Genomic DNA, 16592 nt, shown 5'->3' on the forward strand with positions numbered 1-16592 from the left:
TTAACACCTTTCCCCAGCAGCATGAATGTGAAACCTTACCCGGATGGCTGTCAACGAACGCATATGAAGCCGACGCGGGTGATGTCTTTCAATGTGCGGTACGACACCGCCGGGGATGGGGTAGACGGGTGGCCTCACAGGCGGCGGCTGGTGGCGGGGATAATCCAGTACCACAACCCCGATATTATCGGGGTTCAGGAAGCGATGGCACACCAGCTCCGGGAGCTAGAGGTGTTGCTGGACGGCTACGAGTGGGTCGGTGACCCACGGGAATCCGTCGATGCCGGCGGGGAGCACACGGCCATCGGCTACCGGGCCGAGCGCTTCGACTGTGCGGCCACGAACACGTTCTGGCTCTCCGAACAGCCCGCCGAGCCGAGCAGCGTCGGCTGGGACGCCGCCTACCCCCGCGTAGCGACCTGGGCCCGCCTTCGTGACCGCGACACCGACGATGACCTCCTGTGTCTGAACACGCATCTGGACCATCAGGGGGCTGACGCGCGTGTCGAGGGTATCGAACTGGTGCTTGACCACCTCGATTCCATCGCCCGCGAGGCCCCCGCAGTCGTGACCGGCGATTTCAACTGTGTCGTCGGCGAGCCGGCCTACGAGCGGGCCGAGGGCCACGAACTCCCGGACGGCCGCACGCTCGTCGACGCCCGCGACACAGCGACCGTCACTCACGGCCCGACGACGAGCCGGACCGATTTCCACGCTCTGCTCCCCGAGATGGGGATCGACCATGTGTTCGTCAGCGAGGACGTGGCCGTCGACACCAGAGCGGTCATCGCCGACCGCGACGACGACCACTACGGCTCCGACCACCTGCCTGTCGTGGTCGACTGCGAGCCCTGACCTGGGGGAGAATCTTTTGCCTGTGTGGCCCCTACAGTGGGCTATGTTGCTTATTCGGGGGACAGCAGGCGGGACGGCGCTGACCGGGACGCTGTACGAACCGGGCGAGGAGCCGCCCGAGTTCAACGGCGCGCCGGACGAGGGGACGCCCTACGTCTGGCTCTGTGACGCCTTCTACGAGGTCGAAAGCGGCGGTCAGGTCCAGTCTATCGGCGACCGCGAGATCCGGATTGCTTTCGAGTCCCCGATGCCCCGCGGCTTCGAGACGCGCGATGCGGCCATCGACGCGGCCAAGGAACACGTCAGAACGCAGTTCGCCCGGCTCGGCGTGGCTGGCGAGACCGTTGACGTGACGGTGCAGCAAGCTGAGACGGCGTAGCTGCACAGGTCCGCTGTAATCGACCGTCCGTTTTCTGAGTCAGCGAACGACCAGTGAGTTATACCAATGTGACGGGTGAACCCACTGCGCGTGGCCGAGGACCCGTCCCCGACCGAGGTGTTCGCCCTCCTCGACGATGACTACGCTCGCGCGCTCCTTGCAGCCACGAGTCACAGACCGATGACTGCAACTGAACTCAGCAACGACTGCGACATGTCACTCTCGACCGTGTATCGCCGCCTCGACGCCCTCGAGGACTGCGGCCTCGTCGCCGCTCGAACGCAAATCGCGGACGATGGGCACCATGTAGACGTGTACGAGGCACAGATGGACGAACTCACCGTGTGTCTCACCGACGGGACCTTCGATGTCAGCCTCTCCGTCGAATCGACGACACACGAGTTCGCCGACGCGCTGGTGGATCTCTGGGAGGGGCTCTGATGGACGTTGCCGGCCTCTCCGCCGAAACGTGGGTTACCGTGAACACTGCTTTCCACCTCGCACAGACGGGGGTCGGGCTGCTCATTGCTGCATTGGCGCTCGTCGGCTACCGTCGACAGCGGACCCGCTCCATGCTCGCGCTGGCCGTCGGAATCAGCCTCCTCACCTTCGTCTCGTACCTCGTTACCCTTGGTGCCGTGCAGGTCTTCCCGCGAGTGGTGTTTCCCCTTCCGGGCACTATCACAGAACTCGTCGGGCTCCTCGTCCTCCTGTACGCCATCGTTCTGGCCCGCCGCGGATAGCACGCTTCAGAACGATTCTTCGACGGCTCCCCACCGGATATCGTTGAACTCCCGCTCGCGGTCGGTCTCGAAGGTCCGCTCGATGCGGCGGGTGAGTTCCTCGCTGCCCTGGCGGTCGATTTTGGCGAGTTCGTCAGCCTTCCCGATAGCCAGCGGCGGCCCCTGTTCCCGGGCCACGTCGTGGAGTATCTGCCGTGTGAGTTTGGCCCGACACTCCGGGTCTTTGGTGAACGCGTACGGGGCCTCGACGCGGAACACGAGGTCCGAGCGCGGGTCGTAGAGAACGAAAAACGTCACCTCGTAGGCCTCGGGGTCGAGCGACCGCTCAATGCCCAGCGCGTCGCCGTCGGCGGCCATGATGCCGTCGGTGCCGCCCCGCGAACGGAACCAGTTCGTCGCGGTGAGACAGTCGGTCTGCCGCTCACCATCGTCGTCGCGACGCTCCAGGATTCGGCGGAAGAAGGCGGTGTCGTTCACCCACGGCGCGTTTGTCTTGCGCCGGAGCGCCCGCGTGAGGGCCTTCGTTGAGGAGTTCTTGATGAACCCCACCATCGGGACGTCCCGCTCGACGAACCGTTCGACGAGGTCGACGTAGTTGTTCACCACCGTCTTGGGCCGGTCGTCCTCCGCGAGTAGGTCGGCCAGTTCGGTGTCGCGGTCGGCCCAGCGGAGCACGCCGGTCGGGTAGATCGGCCCGTCGAGAATGAACAGGTCCTCGACCACGTCGGCGTTTGTCAGCGCGTGCTGGCTCTCCGCGAGGTACAGTGCCAGCGCGTGGACGACCCGCTGCTCGTAGCGGTCGACCTGGGGCACGTCGAGGACGCGCCGCTTGGCGTAGCCGCGGTCCCCGCCCTGCCAGTCGCCGTCGAACCCCAGCGTCGCGTCGTTCGAGTGGACGGCCATGATGATCGTCCGGCCGCGATGCAGTTCGACGTCGGATGGCACGCTGCCCATCGCCGCCTGCGCCACGTCCAGCACCAGTCCGTTCTTGAATGTCGTGGGATTGATAGTCCCCGAATCCAGGCCGTGCTGGGTTGGAAACGGCGGGTCCGCCAGCGCGATGTCCTCGATGGGAACCTTCCGGCGGCGCTGTTCGTCTAGCGGTTCCAGAATCTTCGTCCCGTCCTGCCACAGCGGGTCGAGAAAACTGTCCCAGACTTCCTCGGCGGCCGCCTCCTGGTCGCTCGTCTCGACGGTCTCGCGCACCTGCCCGGCGAGCTTGGCGATGCCGTCGACGTGGACCGGGTCCAGCGTCATGCCCGTGCGTTCGCGGGGACGGGGATAACCCTTTGGTCACCTGCCGATTCGGTGGTTACTCCTTGCCCGACTCCTCGCGGAGCAGGCGTTCGATGGCCTCGGCGATCTCCTCGTAGGACTGCATCGTCAGGCCGTCCGTGGTGATGAGCACGCCCTGGCGCTCGGTCGTCGCCCGCAGGAGGTAGCCGTTAGAGAACGCGCGGACGGTGAAGCGGTAGTCGCCCAGTTCGGACTCCTGATATGCGTTTTTCGTTTGCTTGTACCCCTGCCATTCGTGGCCCACGAAGTCGTTGAGGTCGGCGTCCTGTTCAAGGTCCTCCCGCAGGTAGAGTTGCTCGAAGTTCGCACGCGTGAAATACGTCACTGAACGGAGCGAGTCACCCGTCGCTGTCCGGGCTGTCGTGACGATTGCGTCGGCCAGATCGTCCGAGAGAATGTTCCGAGTCATGCCAGACCGAAGGCGGGCCACCCTCTTAATTTCAGGGTTCCCGATACCGGCAGCGATAGCGGAGTAGCGACATGGAGTACCGACACCAGAGCCGCCGAATTTCGCATTATCGACCGTCACGTTCGGGACTGACCGACAGTGTATTAGGCCGGTCGCGTGACCCACCGGGTATGGACGTCGGACTTATCATCTTAGACGGCTGGGGCCTGAATCCGGACGACGATGTCCGGGATGCCGTCGCCGCCGCCGACACGCCGAACTTCGACCGCTACCGAGACGCGGGCGCAGCGTCGACGCTTGCCACCCACGGCCGCCGGGTCGGCCTCCCGGAGGGCCAGATGGGCAACTCCGAGGTCGGCCACCTCAACATCGGGGCCGGCCGCGTCGTCAAGCAGGACTCCGCTCGCGTCAGCGATAGTATCGCGCGCTCCCGGGGCGAGTCGCCGCCCGATGACGCCGCACAGGACCCGCCATTCTTCGAGAACGAAACGATTCTGTCGGCCTTCGAGCACGCCGAGGACCACGGCGGTCGGGTCCACTTCATGGGCCTCGTGTCGGACGGCGGCGTCCACTCCTATCAGGACCACCTCCACGCGCTCATCGAACTCGCTGGCGAGCGTGGGACTGACGCCGTCTCGCACGCTTTCACCGACGGCCGCGACACCTCGCCGACCGGCGGCGAGGACTACCTCACCGACCTCGAAGCCCACGCCGAGGCGCACGGAACTGGCCACGTCGCCACCGTCTGCGGGCGCTACTACGCGATGGACCGCGACCAGAACTGGGAGCGGACCCGTCGGGCCTACGACGCCATCGTCCACCGCGAGGGCGACCACCACGCGGATGACGCCGTCACGGCCGCTACGGAGTCCTACGCCCGCGACACCACGGACGAGTTTATCGAGCCGACGACCGTCGGCGACCACGCCGGTCTCGAAGACGGCGACGCGGTCATCTTCTTCAACTTCCGCTCGGACCGCGCCCGACAACTCACCCGGATGCTCGGCGACATCCGCCCGGACGACTGGGGGGCCGACACCGAACCGCCGGACACCCGACTGGTGACGATGACGCAGTACGACGAGACGTTCGACCTGCCGGTCGCCTTCCCGCCGAACCAGCCCGAGGACGTACTCGGCGAGGTGCTTTCTGAAGCCGGGAAGACACAGATCCGGCTGGCCGAAACGGAGAAGTACCCCCACGTCACCTACTTCCTCAACGGCGGCCGTGAGGTCGCGTTCGACGGCGAGAGCCGCGAAATCGTCGATAGCCCTGACGTGGCGACCTACGACCTCCAGCCAGAGATGAGCGCGCCGGAACTGGCCGACACCGCTATCGAGTTCATCGAGACTGAGGACCCCAGCGCGATGGTCCTGAACTTCGCCAACCCCGACATGGTCGGCCACACCGGCGACTTCGACGCGGCGGTGACTGCCGTCGAGGCCGTCGACGAACAGCTCGGCCGGCTGGTCGCGGCGATTGGGGCCGCCGGCGGCCACGTCCTCATCTGCGCCGACCACGGTAACGCCGACGATATGGGGACCGAAGACGACCCGCACACAGCCCACACGACCAACCCCGTCCCGTTCATCTATCTCGCCGCCGACGGGACCGCCAGTGGCCGGACCGCCCGCGACGGCGGGACGCTGGCCGACCTCGCGCCGACGATGCTCATGCTCATGGGCATCGACCAGCCGGAGGCGATGACCGGCACGCCGCTTGTCGAGTAGGCGGCGGCGCAATCGCGCTATTTTTCCAGCAGCGAGAGGTACTGCGGCGGCACGCGGTCAGTCGTGTACGTCTCGGTCCCGCGCTTGACGATTCGGCGGTCGTCGGCTTGCATCGCCGCGGCGTCGACGACGAACACGACGGGGTCGGCGGCGTGGCGACGCCCCACCTCGCGGGCCGCCGCGACGGAGTCCGAGAGGTGGACCGTCTGTCGCCCCATCGGCTTCAGTCCCGCGTCGCGTATCGAGGCGACGTTTCGCGGGGCAGTTCCGTGATACAGCGTCGCCGGGATGGGGTCGTCGGTCGCATCCAAGGTTACGTCGACAGAGTGCCCGTAGGCCGCCCGAACGCGGCCGCCAGCGGCCACTGTACTTGACTCGTCACTGGTTCCTGTCCGCTCGAACCGCCCTTTCGGGTCCGTGGCGATGACTCCAGCCAGCGCCTCGCCGTCGGCCCAGTCGTACTTCCGCTCGACTGCGGCCTGGAGGGACGCGAACGCCGTCCACCCCGCTTCGTCTACCTCGATGCCTGCGTCTTCGGGAAAGTGTCTGAGCGCTCCCGAGGTGAATTTCGAGAGCTGTCGCCGCCGTTCGCCGTCGAGAACGAGGGTCCCCTCTCTGTCACAGACCGGGCACGCATCCCCCTCGAAAAAGCCGTCCTCGGAACAGCGACGGACCGCGTCTGGCATGGTCGAGAATGAGCCACGACCATACAAAAGCGTCACGCGGACGTGACGACGGCCCGCGTATCGACAGCTGCCAGACGCTTTCACCGGCGGCCACGGCATCGCTGCTGGCAAGTCGACATAAGCTCTCAGACTAACTTCTCGGGAATTTTCAAGTGGATACAGGCATCAGTGAGCCATAGCGAAATGCCGTCCCCAACAGACCTCGAACTCGGCGGTGAGCGGTCCGACGTGTATCGGTTCGTGGAGCGGAACGGCCCCGTCGCGCCCGCCGAGGTGGCCGAAGCCATCAGCGTCGATCCCGAGCGGTTCCAGCACCATGTCTCCATTCTCAAACGGGACGACCTCATCGAGTCCACCGAGGACGGGAAGCTGACCGTGGCGCTCCACCACGGCGAGACGGCCGAACACTACGAGGCCGGCGTCAGCTACGAGATACGACCTTCCCGGCCGTCGGACCTCTCCGGCGTCGTCGGCACGATACACGACGTGACCAGCGAGGCACCGTACATCATCGCGGCCGGTGTCGCCGAGCAACTGGCCTACGAGGACACGCTCGTCCGCTGGGGTCCCAATCGCTGTCGCGTCGTCTTCGTCGCCACGGTCGACGACGACGTCGTCGGCTGGGTCCACGTCGCCATGTCCGAGGTGGCCGAACTCGCGTCGACGGCCGAACTCACGCTCGGAGTAATGGAGACGTACCGCCGCCACGGTATCGGCAGCCACCTGCTCCACCGCGGGGTCGAATGGGCCGCGAGCCGCGGCTGTCGAAAGGTGTACAACAGCCTGCCGGCCACAAACGAGCGGGCCATCGACTTCCTGAAGGAGACCGGCTGGACGGTCGAGGCTGTCCGCGATGGCCACTACGAGATCGACGGCGAACTGGTCGACGAGGTGATGCTGGCGCGCCGGCTGGACTGAGACGGACTGACGGCAAGGGCTACCCTTGTGAGCGGAGAACCCGGGGCTAGCGCCCTATGGCTTTATGATTATCTACCGACAAGTGATGACATGACAGTTACCGAACTAGAAGACTACGGAATGCTCCGGATGAACGTCGAGGACATCGAAAAGACCCTCGAACGGAAGAGCATTGGCGTGCTTGGCGTCCCGACCGATTCCGCGCCGCTACTGCGCCCGCTTGGTTTCTGGTACGACGGCGAGTCCGCGCTCTACTTCGTCTACGTTCTCGGTGCCGACAGCCGGAAAGTGACGGCAAGCGACCACGCGGACGTTGCCCGGTTTCTCATCTACGACGTCGAAACGACGTTCAACTGGCGCAGCGTCCTGCTGACGGGGACCATCGAACGAGTCCCTGACGACGAACGCAGGGCAATCGAAGAACAGATAGACACTTCCTGGACGCCCGACGTGTTCGAACGGGCGGCCGAGACGGAAGCCACAGCGCTGTATCGGTTCCGGATCGACGACCGGGTTGGTATCAAGCAACTCGAACTCCCGCCGGAACTCAGAACCGAATTCTCGACGAGCGGGCCGGATTGACCGGTACCTAGCCCGTGCGGAAAGAGAAATCCAGCGTCGGCGCGGAGTGGGTCAGCGACCCCATCGAGATGATGTCCACGCCCGTTTCGGCGTAGGCCGGCACGTCCGCAACTGTGATACCGCCGCTAGCCTCGGTGAGCGCGCCGGAAGTAGACGCTGCCACTCTGTCGACGGCCCGCTCAGTTTCCGCGGGGGACATGTTGTCGAGCAGGACGATGTCCGCGCCGGCCTCGGCGGCCCGCGGGGCGTCCTCCGGAGCTTCGACCTCGACGTCGAGTTTCGTCGCGAAGGAGGCCCGCTCGCGGAAGTGCTCGATGGCGTCGACCAGTCCCATCTCGGCGATGTGGTTGTCCTTGACCATCACCATGTGCGAGAGGTCCAGTCGATGGGTGTCGCCGCCGCCGGCCGCTACCGCCCGCTTCTCGATGCCGCGCAGGCCGGGAGTCGTCTTGCGCGTGCCGGCGATACGAGGGGTGGAATCTGTCGCAGCCGATTCCGCCGCATCGACGGCGGCCCGTGTCTTCGTCGCCACGCCCGAGGCATGGCCGGTGATGTTCACGGCGACGCGCTCGCCGCGGAGGACCGACTGCGCGGGGCCGTCGACGCGAAGCACTACGTCGCCGGCGTCGATGGCCGCCCCCGAGTCGACCGGTGTCTCAACCGCACAGTCCAGATACTCGAACACCGCGGTGGCGGCGTCAAGGCCGGCGACGACGCCGGACTCTTTCGCTACCAGTCGCCCTCGGTCGTGCCGGGCACGTCGTTGGTCACGTCGTGGTGGCCCACGTCCTCGCGGAGCCACCGCTCGATGTCGCTGTCGGCGAGCATCAGTCAGCCGTGGACTCCGGTGGTTCCTCGCTCGCATCCACGAGATTGTGCGTGCCGACGCTCTCCTCGTTCTCGGCGGCGTGGCGCGCGATCAACAGGGCGGTGACGCTGGCGTGGCGGAGTTCGTACAGCGAGCGACTGGTCCGCGTGCGGACGTAGGCGTCGACCTCGCCCTTGAGCCGGCGGAGGACGGCCATCGCCCGCTGGAGGTCGGCCGGGTCGCGCTCGACGCCGACGTTCTCGTCCATTACGCGGGTCAGCCGCTGGAACTTGTCGCGGGCGAACCGCTCGGGCAGGTCCGGGTCGCGTTCGAGCAGTTCCGGCGCTTCGATTGGTTCGGGTTCGGCCCCGGCGGCGTCTTCGCCGGCGCGTAGACCCCAGACCAGCCCTTCGAGCAGGGAGGTGCTGGCGAGGCGGTTCGCGCCGTGGACGCCGGTCCGGGAGCATTCGCCGACGGCGTACAGTCGGTCCAGCGTCGTCCGGCCGCGGTCGTCGACGTTGATGCCGCCACAGAGGAAGTGCTCGGCGGGCGCGACCGGAATGCCGTCTGTCCAGTCGATGCCGTGCTCTTTACAGCGGTCTGCGAGGTTCGGGAACTCTTCGGCGAAGTCAAGCGGCGAGACATCCAGCGTCACCTCACCGGTCGCCTCTCGCTCCGCCTTGACTGCCCGGGCCACCACGTCGCGGGGCGCGAGTTCGGCGTCCGCGTGGTAGTCGGGCATGAACCGCTCGCCCTTGTCGTTGCGTAGCAGGCCGCCCTCGCCGCGGACGGCCTCGCTGACGAGGAAGGCGACCTCAGCGCTACCGGAATTACCTTCGAGTACGCACGCCGTCGGGTGGAACTGCACGTACTCCATGTCCTCGACCTCGGCCCCGGCGAGTGCGGCCATCCCGATGCCGTCCCCAGTGGTGTTGTCGGGGTTCGTCGTCCGCGGGTAGAGGTCGCCGATACCGCCCGTCGCCAGCACGACGCTGCCGGCGAAGTACGGGTCGACCTCGCCGTCGGATTCGAGCATCGCGCCGTGGACACGGCCCTCGTGACGGATGAGTTCGAGCGCGGCGGTGTCGTCCAGAATCTCCACGCCGTCGTGGTCGTCGATGTAGTTCAGGAACGGGACGTGGATGTGTTTGCCCGTGGAGGCATCGACGTGGAGGATGCGGTCTTCGCTGTGGGCGGCCTCGCGGGTGAAGTCGTGGCCCGAGCCGTTCTGGTCGAACTCGACGTCCAAGGTCTCAAGCAGCACGTCCTCGACGGCCTCGTTGGCATTCTCGACCAGCACATCGACGGCGTCGGGGTCGGCGGTGCCGTCGGAGGCGGCCATGATGTCGTCTTTGAATTCTTCGGGCGTATCTCGGGAGATGGCGATGCCGCCCTGAGCCCACCAGGATGAGGAGCCTTCCGGACGGGTCGCCTTCGTGGCGAGCGTCACGTCGTCGCCTTCACGGGCCGCGGCGAGCGCCGCCGCCAGCCCGGCGATGCCGGAGCCGACGACCAGCACGTCCGTCGTAATCGGGTCGTCCGTCATGGTTAGATCTCCAGCATTCGGTCCATCGCGACCTGTGCCAGTTCCTTCTCCTCGGGCGCGACCTCGATGACGTTGCGCTCGCGACCTTCGACCAGTTCCTCAAGCACCCACGCGAGGTAGTTCGGGTCGATCTGGCGCATGGCATTGCAGTCCATGCAGGCGTCGCCACACAGCGGGACGACATCCACCTCGGGGTGCCACCGCTGGAGGTGGTGGGTGAGGTGAATCTCGGTGCCGATGGCCCACGTTTCGCCGGGATCAGCCTCGGCGACGGACTCACAGATAGTCGACGTAGAGCCGGCCACGTCGGCGGCCTCGACGACCTCGCGGCGACACTCGGGGTGAACGATGACGTTCGCGTCGGGGTAGTCCTCGCGGATCGATTCGATGTGGTGCTCGCGGAAGCGTTCGTGAACCTGACAGTACCCCTCCCAGAGAATGACGTCGTTTTCGACGGCGTCAGCGGCGTCGGTGCCCTCGGCGTCCCACGGGTCCCACTCGACGGTTTCGTCGGCCATGCCGAGCCGGTGGGCCGTGTTCTCGCCGAGGTGCTTGTCGGGCAGGAAGAGTACTTTGTCGCCCTTCTCGAAGGCGTACTCGAAGGCCTTGTGGGCGTTGGAGGACGTACACACCAGGCCGCCCTGCTCGGCACAGAAGGCCTTCAGGTCGGCGTAGCTGTTCATGTACGTGATGGGGATAATCTCTTCGTCGTTGTCGAGCGCCGCGGTCAGTTCTGCCCACGCGGCGTCGACCTGCAGCGCCTCGGCCATGCCCGCCATCGGGCAGGACGCCTCCATCGACGGGAGGATCACGGACTGGTCGTCGTCCGTGATGATGTCCGCGGATTCGGCCATGAACGTCACGCCGCCGAAAATCACGTAGTCGGCGTCGGACTCGGCGGCCTCCTTCGAGAGCTGGTAGGAATCGCCGATGAAGTCGGCGTGTTCGACGATCTCCCGGCGCTGGTAGTTGTGGCCGAGGATGACCACGTCGTCGCCGAGGGTATCGAGCGCGCTCTCGATGCGCTCGGTCCGCTCGTCCGCCTCGAGGTCCCGGTACGCCGGCGGGAGTTGCTCGAGGTTGTCGTACTTGAAGAGGCTGAGGTCCGTCTCGAACGCGGCGGTTTCCATTTCGGGCACGATGTATCCACCTGTCGGTACTCACACTTCAGAACTCCTTCGTGAAAAGATTTTATCTTCAAAGTCGAGGGTTGGTGGGCAAGGAAATTGTATACCTGATATTGGAGGTAACTACAGTTCTGTTTCAGGTGTTGGTGGCCTATCGGGTTTTATATCCGGGTTTGGCGATCTAACTGCTTCTATATCCCGTACTGTCGAATTATGTTGTTTGTTACCGAGAAACAGGAAACGTGACGCGTCGATACTGCCGTCTGTCGGACTTACTCGCCGGAATCGAACACGACCTCGCCGTCGCTGACGGTCAGCGTGACGGCTACGTCCGAGATATCACCATCCGGTACGCTCCACGGAGAGGCCGATAGCACGGCGAAATCCGCAACCGATCCCGGCGTAATCGTGCCCATCCGGTCCTCGTCGAAGCCCGCGTACGCGGCACCGCTGGTGTACGCTCGGAGCGCCTCGTCGACTGTCAGGCGCTGGTTCGACTCCGGCGCGGTGACGGCCTGCTGGACGCCATACAGCGGGGAAAGCGGCATACAGTCGCTCCCGAAGGCCAGTTGTGCGCCGGCATCCACGAGGTCGCGGAACCGGTTCGTCAGCGCGCGGCGCTCGCCGAGTCGCTCGTCGTACAGGCCGCCCGGCACCGCCCAGCGGTGGAAGTTCGGCTGCGCCGAAACGACCAGTGGCGACGCCGCCAGTCGCTCCGCCAGGTCGCCGGTGAGCACCTCGGCGTGTTCGACGCGATGGCGCTCGTCCGCGGCGTCGACTGATTCGATAGCCGAAAGCAGCGCGTCGATAGCCGCGTCGCCGATGGCGTGAGCGGCGAACTGGAGGCCCGCGTCGTCGACCGCTGACACGAGTTCCCGGAGGGCATCTGGGTCCGTTCGCCACTCGCCGACGCTGTCGCTGTCGGCGTACGGCTCCCGGAGCCGCGCGGTGCCGGCCCCGAGCGACCCGTCGATGTACGTCTTGATCGCGCCCGTTTGCACTCGGTCGCTCCCGTGGTTCGTCACCAGGCCAAGCTCCCTGACTGCGTCGAGGTGGTCTGCCCAGTAGTTGAGCCGCACTCGCAGGGAGAGTGCGTCCTCGGTGTCTAGGTCGCGGTACACCCGCGGGGCGTGAGACTGCCGCACCATGTCGTGGACGGCGGTAATTCCTTCCGAGAGCGCCACCTCCTGTGCAGCCAGCAGATACTCCCGTGTCTGTGTGTAGTCGGGCGCGATGGCGTCGAAGACGGCCTCAGCGGCTTCCTCGACGAGCACACCGGTCGGCGCGCCGTCCTCGGTGCGGACACCGTTGTCGGGCAGATCCAGTACGTCCAGCGCGGCGTGGTTCACCGACACCGTGTGGATATCTTCGCGTGCGGCCGCGACCGGACGCTCAGCGCTCACCCGGTCCAGCGTCGCCGCCTGCAACAGGTCTCCGTCCCAGTCGCTCTCGTCGTAGCCAAAGCCCAGAACCCAGTCCTCGCCGTCGTCGGCCGCCAGCAGCCGGTCGATGCAGTTGTCCGGGCTGTCCGCCCCGGCGAGGTCGGCTTCGACCGCACGCCGGCCGACGATGTCAAGATGCGTGTGGGCGTCGACGAAGCCGGGCAACAGCACGCCACCGCGACAGTCGACGGTCTCGGCACCCGCGGTCGAGAGGTCATCCGGGTCGCCGACGGCTGTGACAGTTCCGTTCGTCACTGCGACCGCCGATGCCGGACCGTCGCCGGACAGCGGCCGCACCTCACAGTTCGTGAATACGCGGTCGACCATACAGACTCCGGGCGCGGCGACTGCAAAACGCTTGGCCTGCCAAGAGCAACTGTTAGGAGTCCCGAAGCCACACCGGTCAGTATGACCGACTCCGACGCTACGGCGCTCGCGGAGCGCGTTCGTGACGGTGAGTTGCGGCTCTACGAACTGGAAGACCACGCCGACCCCGACACTGCGGCGGCGGCCCGTAGACACCTGCTGGCCGAGGAGACCGGCGCGGACCTCTCAGCGGTCGGCGACTACACCTTCGACGCTGCCGACGCCGAGAGCAACATCGAGAACATGGTCGGCGCGGCGCAGGTCCCGATGGGTGTGGTCGGCCCGCTGCCCGTCGACGGCGGGGCCGCCGAGGGCGACCACCACCTCCCGCTGGCGACCAGCGAGGGCGCGCTGCTGGCCTCCGTCAACCGCGGCGTCTCGACGATTCGCAACGCCGGCGGTGCAACCGCTCGCGTGCTCAAATCCGGGATGACCCGCGCCCCGGTGTTCCGCGTCGAAGACGTGGCCGAGGCGGGTGAGGTGTCGGCCTGGGTCCGCGAACACGTCGACGTACTCGCCGATGCCGCCGAGTCGACGACCAGCCACGGCGAACTGCAGGACGTGACACCCTACGTCGTCGGCGACAGCGTCTTCCTGCGGTTCTCCTACGACACCAAGGATGCGATGGGGATGAACATGGCCACCATCGCGACGGAGGCGGCCTGCGACGTTGTCGAGTCCGAAACCCCGGCCGACCTCGTGGCGCTGTCGGGCAACCTCTGTTCGGATAAGAAGCCCGCCGCCATCAACGCCGTTGAGGGCCGCGGCCGGACCGTCGCCGCGGACGTGCTCATCCCCCACGAGCAGGTGGAGGAGCGACTCGATACGACTTCCGACGCTATCGTCGAGGCCAACACCCGCAAGAACCTCGTCGGCTCGGCGAAGGCCGGCGCGCTGGGGTTCAACGCCCACGCTGCCAACGTCGTCGCCGCCGCCTTCCTCGCGCTCGGGCAGGACATCGCGCAGGTGGTCGAAGGGAGCAACGCTATCACGACGGTCGACGCCCGCGAGGACGGCCTGTACGCCTCGGTCACCATCGCATCGCTGGAAGTCGGGACCGTCGGCGGCGGGACGGGCCTGCCAACCCAGTCCGAAGCGCTGGACGTGCTGGGGTACAGCGGTGGCGGCGACCCCGCCGGGAGCAACGCCGACGCGCTCGCCGAAGTTATTGCCGCCGGCGCGCTGGCCGGCGAACTCTCTTTGCTTGCGGCGCTGTCCTCGCGCCACCTCTCCTCGGCGCACGCTGACCTCGGGCGGTAGCGCCGCTCCTGTGTCAGTGCGCTACCGCTGCCGGCGCTGACTCACCAGAAATCCCGCTCCGGCCACCAGCACGACGACGCCGGCGAGCAGGAGTGCTTCCTGCCCAAGCAGTGGACCCAACACCAGCAACGCCCACGCGACGGCGAAGACACCGTGTGCGATGGCGAACAGCCGCTGGCCCCGCCGGGCGAACACGGCTGTACCCAGCGCGAACCCGAGCGTGAGAACGACCGCCGAGAGCGCGACGGTGCTCACCTGCAGTGAGCCGACTGCGACGGGGTCAACGACCGGTGTGAGGAGAAACAGCAGTCCCGAGAGACCGACAAGAACTCCGACCGCGACCGGGCCGCGCTCCAGATCTAACGTCGCGGTCATAGCAGCCGGTACTGCCCCCGACTCTCCGATGCCTTGCCGGCACGAACCAGCTTTGTCAGTGCCTTCCGGGTGTACGACGCCGGGACGCCGCGTTCCTCGGCGTAGGCCACGATGTCGTCCTCGGTCGGCTCGTCGAGGTTCCGGAGCGCGTTCGTGACCGTCTCCTTACGGCTCGACCCTCTTGTCGCCCCTTGCTCGGCGCGGTCGGCAGCCGCCGACACGGCGTCGGTGTCCACCCCCGAATCTTCGAGATACGTCTCGTCGTCCACGCCCGCGTCGTCGACCTGCCGCTCCATTTCGGCGTAGGAATCCAACTCCGCGAAGGCGTCACCCTCCCCCTGCCGGTTCGCCAGCATCGACGCCCGGACCTCACGGGCGTGGGCCTCGTCGTCCGTTTCGACGAACTTCCGCCGCTTCTCGTGTTTGCGGCGCGTGCCACACCGCGGGCACTGTGTTGTCTCCGGTCGCCCCTCAGTGACCCACAGCGCGCTGCAATCACTACACCCGACGACCGCGTACATACCTCTCTGTCAGGGCCGGACGGTACTGAATCCACCGACGTCCGATGCCGGGGGACGAAGGCTTAGGTGCGGTGGACATGACATAGCTGAGCATGGAAGAAGTACCACAGGCGGCCTGTGAGACAGTCGAAGCAGTCGACGGCGTGCACCTGACACAGTTGGCGGTCGGAGAGCAGATGAGCGTCCAGCAGTTCCACATCGACCCCGGTGCGGCCGTCCCGGAACACAGCCACCGCCACGAGCAGGTCGGCTACGTTGTGAAAGGGACCTTTACCTTCCACGTCAACGGCGAGGAGTACGTCATCGGCCCCGGGGACTCCTACGTGGTCCCGAGTGAGGAGCCACACGAAGCGCGCAACGACGGCGAGGAACCGGTCCGGGGTATCGACGTGTTCAGTCCGCCCAGATCGAACCCGGACTGGCAGGACTAGCCACAACTGTTTGGGGCCGGCGGCCGTAGCGCAATCAATGACGCGAGCAGTGGCTGCTGTCGTGACGCTCACGCTCGTACTCGCCGGGTGCTCGGGCTTCGTCCAGCAGGACAGCCCCGAAACAGTCACGCCGGCAGCGGTGCCGACCGATGGGGTCGGGTATCCGCCGGGCGTGAGCGACGAGGCAGTGGTGCCGCCAGTGCTGGCCAGCGCCCACGCGCGGACGCTCGCGACGACAAACTACACGCTGGTCTCCCGCCAGCGGGTCACCGACAGCAACGGGACGGTACTCCGGCGGTCCGACCACACACGCCACGTCGCGGCGAACAAGACGACGTACGCCGGGCAGTTCCGCCAGAACGGCACCGAACTGAACACTTTTACGACCCGCATTGATTACTGGACCAACGGCTCCATCGTCGCGGCCCGGTACGACGAGCGATCGAACCGGCCCCAGCGGGTCAAGTGGACTGTCCGCGACGACGGCCCGGTCTCAGACCTCTCGGAGCGGCGGATGATACGCGGTATCGGGGAAGCCGTCGATCTCTCCGTTGCTGACCGGAGCGACGGCAGCGTCGTCCTCGTCGGCACCCGTTTCACGGACCCTGACAGGCTCAGTACACCCCTGTTCGTGAGCGCCCCTCGCAATGTCTCTGTCCGGCTCCGCGTCAGTCACGACGGTACCGTCTCGGCGCTTCGGCTGGCATTCGATGCCGAACGGAGCGACCAGCAGGTCCGTGTCACGCAATACCTGCGGCTACGAAACGTCGGGTCTACGACAGTGACACAGCCGGTGTGGGTCGCGAACACGACCCAGCGGTCGCTTCAGGAATAACCGCCCGCAACGAACGAATTCAGGCGCTACCGAGCGCGGGCAGGACTCGGCGGGAGGCGAGCATATAGCCGGCGTACAGGAGGACCAGCCCCATATATACTTCCCACGCAGCGAACGCGGAGATGCCGCCGGACAGGTCGGCGAGAGCGGCCTGTTCGGTGAGTGCTCCTCCCACAGTTAGCCCGGCCGCGAGAACCGTCGAGAGAAGGAGTTCAAGTAGCTCCGGAAGCGATTCTGAAACCATGTATGCGCAGATATCAGTGTCAACCCGCTTGTAGCTCTT

The 16592-nt window shown here is 66.3% G+C and carries 19 protein-coding genes and 1 pseudogene; 10 read left to right on the forward strand and 10 right to left on the reverse strand.

The annotated features are described in order from the left end of the window. Positions 1–63 precede the first annotated feature (63 nt). The 4 genes from SG26_RS10970 (at position 64) to SG26_RS10985 (ending at position 1977) form a co-directional block, all read left to right on the forward strand. Positions 64–855, forward strand: a complete 792-nt coding sequence (locus SG26_RS10970) for an endonuclease/exonuclease/phosphatase family protein (RefSeq protein ID WP_079980821.1) — start codon at positions 64–66, stop codon at positions 853–855. A gap of 43 nt (positions 856–898) precedes the next feature. After that, the gene (locus SG26_RS10975) at positions 899–1234 is read left to right on the forward strand and encodes a hypothetical protein (protein WP_014039587.1); all 336 of its coding nucleotides are present in this window, start codon (positions 899–901) and stop codon (positions 1232–1234) included. A 90-nt stretch (positions 1235–1324) separates the two neighbouring features. Beyond that, the gene (locus SG26_RS10980) at positions 1325–1675 is read left to right on the forward strand and encodes a winged helix-turn-helix domain-containing protein (protein WP_044951683.1); all 351 of its coding nucleotides are present in this window, start codon (positions 1325–1327) and stop codon (positions 1673–1675) included. Further along, positions 1675–1977, forward strand: a complete 303-nt coding sequence (locus tag SG26_RS10985) for a hypothetical protein (protein WP_014039589.1) — start codon at positions 1675–1677, stop codon at positions 1975–1977. The genes SG26_RS10980 and SG26_RS10985 overlap by 1 nt, the downstream gene beginning before the upstream one ends. A gap of 6 nt (positions 1978–1983) precedes the next feature. Here SG26_RS10985 and SG26_RS10990 read toward each other — a convergent pair whose 3' ends face one another. Both SG26_RS10990 and SG26_RS10995 read right to left on the reverse strand, forming a co-directional pair. Then, positions 1984–3234: a DNA double-strand break repair nuclease NurA gene (locus SG26_RS10990; protein ID WP_050037581.1), complete on the reverse strand. Its 1251-nt coding sequence runs from the start codon at positions 3232–3234 to the stop codon at positions 1984–1986. A gap of 55 nt (positions 3235–3289) precedes the next feature. Continuing rightward, positions 3290–3682: a hypothetical protein gene (locus SG26_RS10995; RefSeq protein WP_004593761.1), complete on the reverse strand. Its 393-nt coding sequence runs from the start codon at positions 3680–3682 to the stop codon at positions 3290–3292. A 170-nt stretch (positions 3683–3852) separates the two neighbouring features. Here SG26_RS10995 and gpmI point away from each other — a divergent pair, with 170 nt between their 5' ends. Then, a complete protein-coding gene (gpmI, locus tag SG26_RS11000; protein WP_050037582.1) occupies positions 3853–5412 on the forward strand; it encodes a 2,3-bisphosphoglycerate-independent phosphoglycerate mutase in 1560 nt (519 codons plus the stop codon). 17 nt (positions 5413–5429) lie between these two features. Here the strand turns inward: gpmI and SG26_RS11005 are convergent, their stop codons facing one another. After that, the gene (locus tag SG26_RS11005; RefSeq protein WP_050037583.1) at positions 5430–6098 is read right to left on the reverse strand and encodes an RNA 2'-phosphotransferase; all 669 of its coding nucleotides are present in this window, start codon (positions 6096–6098) and stop codon (positions 5430–5432) included. A 183-nt stretch (positions 6099–6281) separates the two neighbouring features. Between SG26_RS11005 and SG26_RS11010 the strand changes: the two genes are divergently transcribed. Together SG26_RS11010 and SG26_RS11015 are read left to right on the forward strand one after the other, a co-directional pair. Then, positions 6282–7016 carry a bifunctional helix-turn-helix transcriptional regulator/GNAT family N-acetyltransferase gene (locus SG26_RS11010; RefSeq protein WP_050037584.1) on the forward strand — a complete coding sequence of 245 codons (735 nt, stop codon included), beginning with the start codon at positions 6282–6284 and terminating at the stop codon, positions 7014–7016. A 90-nt stretch (positions 7017–7106) separates the two neighbouring features. After that, positions 7107–7598, forward strand: a complete 492-nt coding sequence (locus SG26_RS11015) for a pyridoxamine 5'-phosphate oxidase family protein (RefSeq protein WP_023843134.1) — start codon at positions 7107–7109, stop codon at positions 7596–7598. A 7-nt stretch (positions 7599–7605) separates the two neighbouring features. Here the strand turns inward: SG26_RS11015 and nadC are convergent. From nadC to SG26_RS11035, 4 genes and pseudogenes are all read right to left on the reverse strand, one after another. Further along, positions 7606–8426 (reverse strand): annotated as a pseudogene (gene nadC, locus SG26_RS11020) (carboxylating nicotinate-nucleotide diphosphorylase). Beyond that, on the reverse strand, positions 8426–9952 hold the full coding sequence (locus SG26_RS11025) for an L-aspartate oxidase (protein WP_014039596.1): 1527 nt from the start codon (positions 9950–9952) through the stop codon (positions 8426–8428). Before SG26_RS11025 ends, nadC begins: the two are co-directional and overlap by 1 nt. A 2-nt stretch (positions 9953–9954) precedes the next feature. After that, positions 9955–11082 carry a quinolinate synthase NadA gene (gene nadA, locus SG26_RS11030; RefSeq protein WP_175055167.1) on the reverse strand — a complete coding sequence of 376 codons (1128 nt, stop codon included), beginning with the start codon at positions 11080–11082 and terminating at the stop codon, positions 9955–9957. 269 nt (positions 11083–11351) lie between these two features. After that, positions 11352–12848: an amidohydrolase gene (locus tag SG26_RS11035; protein ID WP_050037586.1), complete on the reverse strand. Its 1497-nt coding sequence runs from the start codon at positions 12846–12848 to the stop codon at positions 11352–11354. A gap of 81 nt (positions 12849–12929) precedes the next feature. Here SG26_RS11035 and hmgA point away from each other — a divergent pair, with 81 nt between their 5' ends. After that, entirely contained in the window at positions 12930–14147 is a 1218-nt protein-coding gene (hmgA, locus tag SG26_RS11040; RefSeq protein ID WP_050037587.1) for a hydroxymethylglutaryl-CoA reductase (NADPH), read from the forward strand. Between the two features lie 21 nt (positions 14148–14168). Here hmgA and SG26_RS11045 read toward each other — a convergent pair whose 3' ends face one another. Continuing rightward, positions 14169–14522, reverse strand: coding sequence for a hypothetical protein (locus SG26_RS11045; RefSeq protein WP_050037588.1), 354 nt, complete (start codon positions 14520–14522; stop codon positions 14169–14171). Next, entirely contained in the window at positions 14519–15043 is a 525-nt protein-coding gene (locus SG26_RS11050) for a DUF5817 domain-containing protein (protein WP_050037589.1), read from the reverse strand. Before SG26_RS11050 ends, SG26_RS11045 begins: the two co-directional genes overlap by 4 nt. A 92-nt stretch (positions 15044–15135) precedes the next feature. Here SG26_RS11050 and SG26_RS11055 point away from each other — a divergent pair, with 92 nt between their 5' ends. Together SG26_RS11055 and SG26_RS11060 are read left to right on the forward strand one after the other, a co-directional pair. Next, the gene (locus tag SG26_RS11055) at positions 15136–15474 is read left to right on the forward strand and encodes a cupin domain-containing protein (protein WP_014039602.1); all 339 of its coding nucleotides are present in this window, start codon (positions 15136–15138) and stop codon (positions 15472–15474) included. 37 nt (positions 15475–15511) lie between these two features. After that, positions 15512–16309, forward strand: coding sequence for a hypothetical protein (locus SG26_RS11060; RefSeq protein WP_050037590.1), 798 nt, complete (start codon positions 15512–15514; stop codon positions 16307–16309). Positions 16310–16328: 19 nt separating this feature from the next. On the opposite strand, the gene SG26_RS11065 is transcribed toward SG26_RS11060, so the two are convergent. Beyond that, positions 16329–16553, reverse strand: coding sequence for a hypothetical protein (locus tag SG26_RS11065; protein ID WP_014039604.1), 225 nt, complete (start codon positions 16551–16553; stop codon positions 16329–16331). Positions 16554–16592: the final 39 nt, after the last annotated feature.

The organism is Haloarcula sp. CBA1115, from assembly GCF_000827835.1.
GTDB classification, from domain to species: Archaea; Halobacteriota; Halobacteria; order Halobacteriales; family Haloarculaceae; genus Haloarcula; species Haloarcula hispanica.

What these genes read in the sequence shown, in the direction of transcription:
- SG26_RS10970 (WP_079980821.1), top strand. Translation starts at nt 64, where the DNA reads ATGAAGCCGACGCGGGTGATGTCTTTCAATGTGCGGTACGACACCGCC.
- SG26_RS10975 (WP_014039587.1), top strand. Translation starts at nt 899, where the DNA reads ATGTTGCTTATTCGGGGGACAGCAGGCGGGACGGCGCTGACCGGGACG.
- SG26_RS10985 (WP_014039589.1), top strand. Translation starts at nt 1,675, where the DNA reads ATGGACGTTGCCGGCCTCTCCGCCGAAACGTGGGTTACCGTGAACACT.
- SG26_RS10990 (WP_050037581.1), bottom strand. Translation starts at nt 3,234, where the DNA reads ATGACGCTGGACCCGGTCCACGTCGACGGCATCGCCAAGCTCGCCGGG.
- SG26_RS10995 (WP_004593761.1), bottom strand. Translation starts at nt 3,682, where the DNA reads ATGACTCGGAACATTCTCTCGGACGATCTGGCCGACGCAATCGTCACG.
- gpmI (WP_050037582.1), top strand. Translation starts at nt 3,853, where the DNA reads ATGGACGTCGGACTTATCATCTTAGACGGCTGGGGCCTGAATCCGGAC.
- SG26_RS11005 (WP_050037583.1), bottom strand. Translation starts at nt 6,098, where the DNA reads ATGCCAGACGCGGTCCGTCGCTGTTCCGAGGACGGCTTTTTCGAGGGG.
- SG26_RS11010 (WP_050037584.1), top strand. Translation starts at nt 6,282, where the DNA reads ATGCCGTCCCCAACAGACCTCGAACTCGGCGGTGAGCGGTCCGACGTG.
- SG26_RS11015 (WP_023843134.1), top strand. Translation starts at nt 7,107, where the DNA reads ATGACAGTTACCGAACTAGAAGACTACGGAATGCTCCGGATGAACGTC.
- SG26_RS11025 (WP_014039596.1), bottom strand. Translation starts at nt 9,952, where the DNA reads ATGACGGACGACCCGATTACGACGGACGTGCTGGTCGTCGGCTCCGGC.
- nadA (WP_175055167.1), bottom strand. Translation starts at nt 11,082, where the DNA reads ATGGAAACCGCCGCGTTCGAGACGGACCTCAGCCTCTTCAAGTACGAC.
- SG26_RS11035 (WP_050037586.1), bottom strand. Translation starts at nt 12,848, where the DNA reads ATGGTCGACCGCGTATTCACGAACTGTGAGGTGCGGCCGCTGTCCGGC.
- hmgA (WP_050037587.1), top strand. Translation starts at nt 12,930, where the DNA reads ATGACCGACTCCGACGCTACGGCGCTCGCGGAGCGCGTTCGTGACGGT.
- SG26_RS11045 (WP_050037588.1), bottom strand. Translation starts at nt 14,522, where the DNA reads ATGACCGCGACGTTAGATCTGGAGCGCGGCCCGGTCGCGGTCGGAGTT.
- SG26_RS11050 (WP_050037589.1), bottom strand. Translation starts at nt 15,043, where the DNA reads ATGTACGCGGTCGTCGGGTGTAGTGATTGCAGCGCGCTGTGGGTCACT.
- SG26_RS11055 (WP_014039602.1), top strand. Translation starts at nt 15,136, where the DNA reads ATGGAAGAAGTACCACAGGCGGCCTGTGAGACAGTCGAAGCAGTCGAC.
- SG26_RS11060 (WP_050037590.1), top strand. Translation starts at nt 15,512, where the DNA reads ATGACGCGAGCAGTGGCTGCTGTCGTGACGCTCACGCTCGTACTCGCC.
- SG26_RS11065 (WP_014039604.1), bottom strand. Translation starts at nt 16,553, where the DNA reads ATGGTTTCAGAATCGCTTCCGGAGCTACTTGAACTCCTTCTCTCGACG.